This is a genomic window from Stenotrophomonas terrae, assembly GCF_039674165.1.
Lineage (GTDB): Bacteria > Pseudomonadota > Gammaproteobacteria > Xanthomonadales > Xanthomonadaceae > Stenotrophomonas > Stenotrophomonas terrae_A.
This window is the reverse complement of sequence record NZ_JBDJMY010000077.1, coordinates 1-8072: the sequence shown is the minus strand read 5'-3', so window position 1 is coordinate 8072 and position 8072 is coordinate 1. Positions and strand designations below refer to the sequence as shown.

The window sequence follows — 8072 nt, the reverse complement described above, 5'->3', positions numbered from 1 at the left end:
GCCGAGCCATGCTCGGCAGAAGCCTTACCGGTGAAGCCCCTGCCGAGCATGGCTCGGCACTACAGTGGAGCGCGGTCAGCGAGCCAGGCCGTCCAGCAAGGGCTGGATGCTGGCGGGGCCGCCGTTTACCTGCAGCGGCCCTTCCGGTAGTTCCAATGGAAGTACGGCGAGCGCCAGTGTGCCTGCGGCGCAGGCGACAGTGCCTATGCTGGTCTCGGCCTGTTGGACGGCATCACCCGGGCTGGCGAATGAGACACATTCCAACAGCGCAAGCGAGCGCTTGGCCTTGCCTAGGAAATGGGTGCGGGCGACGATTTCCTGGCCGGGATAGCAGCCTTTCTTGACGCTGTAGGCGTTCAACCGGTCCAGTCCCAGCTGCTGCGGCGTCCATTGCTCGCGCTGTGCATCGCCCAGGCGGGGCAGGCCGTAGCGCAGGTCGGTTTGGCGCCATGCCAATTCAGCCGCGCTGTCGCTGTCGCTGGCAATGGCCGTTTTGCTGATGCGCAGGGTGCGCGGCAGCGCCGGGCTGCCCACGTCGAGCTCGATCAGCGCATCGTCCAGTTGCGCCAATTCCGCGCAATGTGCCGCGCTGGGCGCTTCCAATGCGGCATTCACCGCCAGCTCGCTGGCATGCGTGATCACCACCTTGCGGCGGAAAACAAAACGCCGCAGCTGTTCGGCCATGGCCTCGGCACCGCCGTCGTGGCAGACCAGCAACAGCTGCTGCGGGTCCACCCGCAACAGCTGAAAGATAGACAGCACGCGGCCCTTGGCGGTCAGCCAGGCATTCCATTGCCAGTGACCATCGGCCAGCGAGGGCACGTCGTTGGCGAACTGGGCTTGGGCGAAAGCTACCGCATCGGCTCCGGCAAGGCTCAGGATTTGAGCCTTGGGAAGTGTGCGGAAACCGGTGAAAGCAGGGGCGAGGTTGTCAGACACGTGGCTGAGGACTAAAATTTGTGCGTTGCGAGACCACTAATGATAGGCCAAACAACCCCCACTCCCGAGCCCGAAGCTGAAGCCCCGTTGGTCCCCGAGAAGCAGCCGCTTCCCGAGGCAGCACCGGTGCCGCAGGAAATAGGTGGCCGCGGCGGACTTGATCCGGTGCGGTATGGCGATTGGGAGAAAAACGGGCGCTGCATCGATTTCTGAGCAGCGTTGAGCCAACGCGGCATTGAGCCGCCCAGCCGAGATACGAGTCAGCGAATGGCGAACAGACCCCGCCCCCTTTCTCCGCACCTGCAGGTGTATCGCTGGCAGATCCAGATGGCCACCTCGATCCTGCATCGAGTAACCGGCATCATTCTGACTGTCGGTTCCCTGATCATCGCGGGCGGCTTGTTCGCCCTGATGATGGGCCCTGAGTCCTGGAACTGCTTCACCACCCACGCCAGCGCCTGGTACGGCAAGGTGATCCTGTTCGGTTGGACCTGGTGCTTCGCCTACCACCTGTGCAATGGCATCCGCCACATCGTGCAGGACTTCGCCATCGGCTATGCCAAGGCCACTTTCATCCGCAGCAGCTGGATGTCGGTGATCGCCTCGCTGGTGCTGACCGCGCTGATCTGGGCTTACGTCTGCATGGGAGCTGCCGCATGAGCAAGTACCGTACCCCGCTCAAGAATGCGCGTGGCCTGGGCAGTTCCAAGTCCGGTACCGAGCACTTCGTCCACCAGCGCCTGACCGCAACCGCGCTGGTTGCGCTCACCATCTGGTTCCTGTGCCTGGTGCTGAGCCTGATGGGTGCCGATTACGTCACCGCCGTGGAAACCATTTCCAAGCCGTGGAACGCGATCCTGCTGGGTGGCTTCCTGGTCGCCATGTTCTGGCATGCCCAGCTTGGCCTGCAGGTGGTCCTTGAGGACTACATCCACAATTCGCTGATGGCCCTGGCCCTGCAGACCACGGTCAAGTTCGTCGCCGTGCTCGGCGCCATCGTCAGCATCTTTGCGGTTGCCCGCATCGTGTTTGGGAACTGATACATGTCCGCTTACAACATCACTGAACACAAGGTCGACATGGTGGTCGTCGGCGCCGGTGGCGCTGGCCTGCGTGCGACCTTTGGTCTGGCCCAGAAGGGCCTGCAGACTGTCTGCATCACCAAGGTCTTCCCGACCCGCTCGCACACCGTGGCAGCGCAGGGCGGCATTTCCGCCGCGCTCGGCAACATGGGTGAGGACGACTGGCGTTACCACTTCTTCGACACCATCAAGGGTTCGGATTGGCTGGGCGACCAGGACGCCATCGAATACATGTGCCGTGAGGCCATCCCGGCCATCATCGAGCTGGAACACTACGGCGTTCCGTTCTCGCGCACCGAAGAAGGCAAGATCTACCAGCGTCCGTTTGGCGGCATGACCACCAAGTACGGTGAAGGCCCGTCCGCGCAGCGTACCTGCGCCGCCGCCGACCGTACCGGCCACGCCATCCTGCACACGCTGTACCAGCAGTCGCTGGCGCACAACGCGCAGTTCATGATCGAGTACTTCGCACTCGACCTGATCTTCGACGACGAAGGCGTCTGCCGCGGCGTGCTCGCCCTGGACATGGCCGAAGGCACTCTGCACCTGTTCCGTTCGCAGGGCGTGGTGCTGGCAACCGGCGGCTACGGCCGTGCCTACTTCAGCGCCACCTCGGCGCACACCTGTACCGGTGACGGCGGTGGCCTGGTGGCCCGTGCCGGCCTGCCGCTGCAGGATATGGAGTTCGTGCAGTTCCACCCGACCGGCATCTATGGCGCCGGCTGCCTGATCACCGAAGGTGTGCGAGGCGAGGGCGGCATTCTGCGCAACAGCAATGGCGAGCGCTTCATGGAGCGCTACGCACCGCATTACAAGGATCTGGCATCGCGTGACGTGGTGTCGCGTTCGATGACCATCGAAATCCGCGAAGGCCGCGGCGTCGGCGAGCACAAGGATCACATCCTGCTCGACCTGACCCACCTTGGCCCGGGCGTGATCGACGACAAGCTGCCGGGTATCGCCGAAAGCGCGCGCATCTTCGCGGGCGTGGACGTGCACAAGCAGCCGATTCCGGTCATCCCGACCGTGCACTACAACATGGGCGGCATCCCGACCAACTACCACGGTGAAGTGGTGCGCAAGGTCGGCGACAACCCCGATGCAGTGGTGCCGGGCCTGTACGCCATCGGCGAAGCAGCCTGCGTGTCCGTGCACGGTGCCAACCGTCTGGGCTCCAACTCGCTGCTCGACCTGGTGGTGTTCGGTCGCGCCGTGGCCAACCGTTGCGCCGAGACGATCAAGCCGGGTGCCTCGCACAAGACCCTGCCGTCCGATGCCTGCGACAAGGCCCTGGGCCTGCTCGACAAGCTGCGTCACGCCAACGGTGATACGCCGACTTCGGTCATCCGCGACAACATGCAGCGCACGATGCAGAACGACGCAGCCGTGTTCCGCACCAGCAAGACGCTGGAAGAAGGCTGCCAGAAGATGGCCGAAGTGTTCGATTCGTTCCAGGACGTCAAGGTTTCCGACCGTTCGCTGGTCTGGAACTCGGACCTGATCGAAACCTACGAGCTGAACAACCTGCTGCTCAACGCAGTGGCGACCATCAACTCGGCCGAGCAGCGCAAGGAAAGCCGCGGCGCCCACGCGCACGAGGACTTCCCGGACCGCGACGACGTCAACTGGCAGAAGCACACGCTGGTCACCGTCGACGACAAGGGCAAGTGCAGCTTCGATTACCGTCCGGTGCACATGTACACGCTCAGCGATGACGTGTCCGTGGTGCCGCCGAAGCCGCGCGTCTACTGATCCGGGGAACTTACGAACATGGCTGAATTTGCACTCCCGAAGAACTCCCGGTTGACCAAGGGCAAGCACTTCCCCGCCAAGAGCGGTGCGAAGAACACGCGTACCTTCAAGATCTACCGCTGGAGCCCGGACGACGACCAGAATCCGCGTACCGACACCTACGAGATCGATCTCGATGCGTGCGGGCCGATGGTTCTGGACGCGCTGATCAAGATCAAGAACGAGATTGATCCGACCCTGACCTTCCGTCGCTCCTGTCGCGAGGGTATCTGTGGTTCGTGCGCGATGAACATCGACGGCACCAACACCTTGGCCTGCACCCGCGCCATTGCCGATTGCGGCAAGGCCGAAGTGCCGATCTATCCGTTGCCGCATATGGACGTGGTCAAGGATCTGGTTCCGGATCTGACCCACTTCTACGCGCAGTACGCCTCGATCAAGCCGTGGATCCGCACGCAGACCCCGGCACCGCCGGACCGCGAGCGCCTGCAGTCGCCGGAAGACCGCAAGAAGCTGGATGGCCTGTACGAGTGCATCCTGTGCGCGTGCTGCTCGACCAGCTGCCCGAGCTACTGGTGGAACGGCGAGCGTTACCTTGGCCCGGCGATCCTGCTGCAGGCTTATCGCTGGATCATCGACTCGCGTGATGAAGACACCGGCGCACGCCTGGACGATCTTGAAGATCCGTTCAAGCTGTACCGCTGCCACACCATCATGAACTGCGCACGCACCTGCCCGAAGGGCTTGAACCCGGCATTGGCAATTGCCGAGATCAAGAAGCTGATGATGGCGCGCCGCGCGTAAAGAGGCAGTGCCGAGGCGCAAGCCGAAGCTGAGCTTTTCCCTTCTCCCGCTGGCGGGAGAAGGTGCCCCGCAGGGGCGGATGAGGGGGCTCTTGAAGTTGCCCTTGCTTGCTTCGAGGCTGGAATTGCCTCAAGCAGGTCTGATCATCGCCAAAGGCGGCCCTCACCCCAACCCCTCTCCCGCCTTGCGGGAGAGGGGCTTAAGCTTGAAACCATGCAGACCGAAGACGAAATCCTGTTGAAGAAGCTGCGCTGGCGCTGCCGGCGCGGCATGCGTGAGCTGGATCAGCTGTTCGGCCGCTATCTTGACCGTCGCTGGCTGGATGCACCTGCCGCCGAGCGCGAGGTTTTCCTGCAGTTGCTGGACACCGAAGACGATAAATTGTGGCGCTGGTCCATGGGCTACGAGGCCTGTCCGGATGCGTCGCAGGCGGCACTTATCAGCTACATCCGCTCCCTTCCGGTGTGAGTGGCGCCCCTCGCGCTGGCTGACCTGCGCGTTGTCGGGCCTGGCGGTACTTGCCGCCGTTTCAGTGGTGAACTGTGATCTGGCACCGGGCTTTGCCTGGCCGCTGGCTGTCTGCGTGTTTGCGCTGGGCCTGCTACAGGCGCGGGCGGAATCGCGCAGGCCGGGGCGTGAGCTGCTGATACCGCAATCGCCGGGCGCACCCTGTGTGGACGGCGCACCTGTGCAGCGGATCGAACTGCTTGAGCGCGGCCCCTTGCTGGTGCTGCGCTGGCGGCTGGGCAGGCGCCGTCAGCAGCTGTTGTTCTGGCCGGATACCTTGCCGCGTGCCCAGCGACGTGAACTGCGACTGGCCGTGCGTACCCATGGCGTTTCCCGCCAGCCGCCGGGAATGGCACCATAGCCATCAGTTCCCGGGCAGACACGCATGTTCAAACCCTTACCTGTCGCAATCGGATTGCGCTACCTGCGCGCCAAACGCCGCAATGGCTTCATTTCCTTCATCTCCATGGCCTCCATCCTCGGCATCGCGCTGGGCGTGATGGTGCTGATCACCACCCTGGCGGTGATGAGCGGCTTCCAGAAGGAGATCCGCGACCGCCTGCTGCAGATGTCGGCCCACGCCACGGTCAGTGCCGATGGCGAGCCGATGGCCAACTGGCAGCATGCCGTGGACGTGGCGACCAAGGACCCGCGTGTGGCCGGCGCCGCGCCGTATATCGAGATCCAGGGCATGTTGAGCGGCCTGCGGGTGCAGGGCGCGATCATCCAGGGCGTTGATCCGGCGCAGGAGTCCAAGGTCTCGGTGCTGGCCGAAAAGATGACCAAGGGCAAGCTGGACAGCCTGCAGCCCGGCGAGTTCAACATGGTGGTCGGCAAGGAACTGGCGATCTGGTTGGGCGTGGATGTCGGCGACAGCGTTGTCGCAACGCTGGCCGAAGTGCAGGGCACGCCGATGGGCGCGATGCCGCGGGTCAAGCGCTTCAAGGTCAGCGGCATTTTCGAAGCCGGCTCCAATGAAGTGGACCGCGGCGTTGCCTTCACCAACATGCAGGACATGGAACGCGTGCTGCGCATGGACGGCGTCACCGGCGTGCGCCTGAAGATGCACGACATGGACCAGGCCTACACGGTTGCCCGCGACCTTGCGGTCAACCTCAACGGCTATTACCGGGTCAGTGACTGGACGCAGGAAAACGCCAACCTCTATCACTCGCTGCGCATGGAAAAGACGGTGATGGGCATCCTGTTGTCGCTGATCGTGGCGATGGGTGCATTCAACCTGGTGTCCTCGCAGGTGATGCTGGTCACCGACAAGCAGGCTGATATCGCCATCCTGCGCACGCTTGGCCTGACGCCTGGTGGCGTGATGCAGGTATTCATGGTGCAGGGCACCTTGATCGGCGTGTTCGGCACCATTGTGGGTGTGCTGGGTGGCATCACCCTGACCCTCAATCTCGAACGCATTCTTGGCCTGATCGAGACCGTGTTCAACATCAAGCTGTTGCCGGAAGACGTCTACTACATCACCGGCCTGCCGACCGACATGCAGACCGCCGACATCGTGGTGATCACCGTGGTGGCGCTGCTGATGAGCTTTGCCGCAACCATCTACCCGGCGTGGCGCGCCGCCCGCACCCAGCCGGCAGAGGCGCTGCGCTATGAATGAGAACGCATTGATGGAATCGGTAATCCGCGCCGAAGGCCTGGGCAAGACCTATGCCGAAGGCAAGATGCATACGCCGGTATTCGATGGCCTGGACTTGAACGTTGCCGCAGGCGAAACCGTCGCCATCGTCGGCGCTTCCGGCGCCGGCAAGAGTACCTTGCTGCACTTGTTGGGCGGCTTGGATATCCCGACTGCAGGTGAGGTCTATGTGGCCGGCCAGCGCATGTCGGCCTTGTCCGATGCGGCGCGCGGCAACCTGCGCAACAGCTCGCTGGGTTTCGTCTATCAGTTCCATCACCTGTTGCCCGAGTTCACCGCGCTTGAAAACGTGATGATTCCGGTGATGCTCGGTGGCCGCGATGTGGCGGCCGCCAGCGCGCAGGCGACGGCGCTGCTGGTGTCGGTCGGCCTGGGTCACCGGCTGGGCCACAAGCCTGGCGAGCTGTCCGGTGGCGAGCGTCAGCGCACTGCGGTGGCCCGTGCCCTGGTCAACAAGCCGGGCTGCATTCTTGGCGACGAGCCTACCGGCAATCTTGACGACAAGACCGCGGCCAACGTTTTTGAACTGATGCTCGAGTTGAACCGTGCGCATCGCACCAGCCTGGTGCTGGTCACCCATGACCGCGGCCTGGCGCGCAAGCTGGACCGCGTGTTGGAGCTGCGCGAAGGTCGGCTCCACGAGTTGGCCGGCAGCCGGGTTTAAGCCCGCCGCCGGCAGCCGTCAGCTCCAAACAGACAAGGGGTTAACGCGCGCAGGCGGATGGTTTCGCTGCAGTCACGCAGTCAGGTTGTTCCCTTCAATGAGGATTGCTGCCATGAAAACAGTGCTTGTTGCGATGATGCTGGCGGCCGCAATTGGCGGCTGTGCAACGACCGGGAAGCTGAACAGTGGTGAGCGGCTGGCGCTGTACCGCGCGCATGCCGGCGAGCCGGTGAAAAGCTTCCGTTATTTCGGCTCGCTCAATGGCTGGACCGAACTGGGCGACAGTGCCTTGGCAGTGTGGACCAAGCCGGCCGAAGCCTGGCTGTTGAACCTGAGCGGGCCGTGCCCGGATCTGTCATTCGCGCCGGCCATTTCGATCACCAACATGATGGGGCAGGTGTCCGCCCGTTTTGACCGGGTGATCGTGCATGGTAGTGGCCCGATGGCGCATGTGCCGTGCCGCATCGACACCATCCAGCCGCTGGATGTAAAGGCAGTGCGCGCATCGGAGAAAGAGCTGCGCGAGGCCAAGATTTCCGAGCGCGCCGCAGACCAGGGCACCGAAACGGACTGAAGCTTCACCTGTAGTGGGGGGGGCGGGGGGCGGCGGGGGGGTCCGCGGGGGGGGCAGACCGGCCCGGCGGGGCGCCCCCGACCG

At 63.7% G+C, this 8072-nt stretch carries 11 protein-coding genes; 10 read left to right on the top strand and 1 reads right to left on the bottom strand.

The genetic code is table 11. The features are described from left to right. Positions 1-75 precede the first annotated feature (75 nt). Positions 76-939 carry a YgfZ/GcvT domain-containing protein gene (locus tag ABE493_RS19070; RefSeq protein ID WP_346500923.1) on the bottom strand — a complete coding sequence of 288 codons (864 nt, stop codon included), beginning with the start codon at positions 937-939 and terminating at the stop codon, positions 76-78. Between the two features lie 39 nt (positions 940-978). Between ABE493_RS19070 and ABE493_RS19065 the strand changes: the two genes are divergently transcribed. From ABE493_RS19065 to ABE493_RS19020, 10 genes are all read left to right on the top strand, one after another. After that, on the top strand, positions 979-1152 hold the full coding sequence (locus ABE493_RS19065; protein ID WP_082746459.1) for a DUF1674 domain-containing protein: 174 nt from the start codon (positions 979-981) through the stop codon (positions 1150-1152). 54 nt (positions 1153-1206) lie between these two features. Continuing rightward, a complete protein-coding gene (sdhC, locus tag ABE493_RS19060; RefSeq protein ID WP_057626052.1) occupies positions 1207-1599 on the top strand; it encodes a succinate dehydrogenase, cytochrome b556 subunit in 393 nt (130 codons plus the stop codon). Next, positions 1596-1979 carry a succinate dehydrogenase, hydrophobic membrane anchor protein gene (gene sdhD / locus ABE493_RS19055; RefSeq protein ID WP_057626050.1) on the top strand — a complete coding sequence of 128 codons (384 nt, stop codon included), beginning with the start codon at positions 1596-1598 and terminating at the stop codon, positions 1977-1979. Before sdhC ends, sdhD begins: the two co-directional genes overlap by 4 nt. Before the next feature lie 3 nt (positions 1980-1982). Further along, positions 1983-3773, top strand: a complete 1791-nt coding sequence (sdhA, locus tag ABE493_RS19050; RefSeq protein WP_346500919.1) for a succinate dehydrogenase flavoprotein subunit — start codon at positions 1983-1985, stop codon at positions 3771-3773. Positions 3774-3791: 18 nt separating this feature from the next. Continuing rightward, positions 3792-4577, top strand: a complete 786-nt coding sequence (locus ABE493_RS19045; RefSeq protein WP_054657940.1) for a succinate dehydrogenase iron-sulfur subunit — start codon at positions 3792-3794, stop codon at positions 4575-4577. 213 nt (positions 4578-4790) lie between these two features. Beyond that, on the top strand, positions 4791-5045 hold the full coding sequence (locus tag ABE493_RS19040) for a succinate dehydrogenase assembly factor 2 (protein WP_062166243.1): 255 nt from the start codon (positions 4791-4793) through the stop codon (positions 5043-5045). A gap of 67 nt (positions 5046-5112) precedes the next feature. Then, the gene (locus tag ABE493_RS19035) at positions 5113-5445 is read left to right on the top strand and encodes a hypothetical protein (RefSeq protein ID WP_346500916.1); all 333 of its coding nucleotides are present in this window, start codon (positions 5113-5115) and stop codon (positions 5443-5445) included. 24 nt (positions 5446-5469) lie between these two features. Further along, a complete protein-coding gene (locus ABE493_RS19030; RefSeq protein WP_346500914.1) occupies positions 5470-6711 on the top strand; it encodes a lipoprotein-releasing ABC transporter permease subunit in 1242 nt (413 codons plus the stop codon). Beyond that, on the top strand, positions 6704-7414 hold the full coding sequence (gene lolD / locus ABE493_RS19025) for a lipoprotein-releasing ABC transporter ATP-binding protein LolD (RefSeq protein WP_346500912.1): 711 nt from the start codon (positions 6704-6706) through the stop codon (positions 7412-7414). The genes ABE493_RS19030 and lolD overlap by 8 nt, the downstream gene beginning before the upstream one ends. Positions 7415-7526: 112 nt before the next feature. Further along, positions 7527-7988, top strand: coding sequence for a DUF6491 family protein (locus ABE493_RS19020; protein ID WP_346500910.1), 462 nt, complete (start codon positions 7527-7529; stop codon positions 7986-7988). Positions 7989-8072 lie beyond the last annotated feature (84 nt).

What these genes read in the sequence shown, in the direction of transcription:
- ABE493_RS19065 (WP_082746459.1), top strand. Translation starts at nt 979, where the DNA reads ATGATAGGCCAAACAACCCCCACTCCCGAGCCCGAAGCTGAAGCCCCG.
- ABE493_RS19020 (WP_346500910.1), top strand. Translation starts at nt 7,527, where the DNA reads ATGAAAACAGTGCTTGTTGCGATGATGCTGGCGGCCGCAATTGGCGGC.
- sdhC (WP_057626052.1), top strand. Translation starts at nt 1,207, where the DNA reads ATGGCGAACAGACCCCGCCCCCTTTCTCCGCACCTGCAGGTGTATCGC.
- ABE493_RS19045 (WP_054657940.1), top strand. Translation starts at nt 3,792, where the DNA reads ATGGCTGAATTTGCACTCCCGAAGAACTCCCGGTTGACCAAGGGCAAG.
- sdhA (WP_346500919.1), top strand. Translation starts at nt 1,983, where the DNA reads ATGTCCGCTTACAACATCACTGAACACAAGGTCGACATGGTGGTCGTC.
- lolD (WP_346500912.1), top strand. Translation starts at nt 6,704, where the DNA reads ATGAATGAGAACGCATTGATGGAATCGGTAATCCGCGCCGAAGGCCTG.
- sdhD (WP_057626050.1), top strand. Translation starts at nt 1,596, where the DNA reads ATGAGCAAGTACCGTACCCCGCTCAAGAATGCGCGTGGCCTGGGCAGT.
- ABE493_RS19040 (WP_062166243.1), top strand. Translation starts at nt 4,791, where the DNA reads ATGCAGACCGAAGACGAAATCCTGTTGAAGAAGCTGCGCTGGCGCTGC.
- ABE493_RS19030 (WP_346500914.1), top strand. Translation starts at nt 5,470, where the DNA reads ATGTTCAAACCCTTACCTGTCGCAATCGGATTGCGCTACCTGCGCGCC.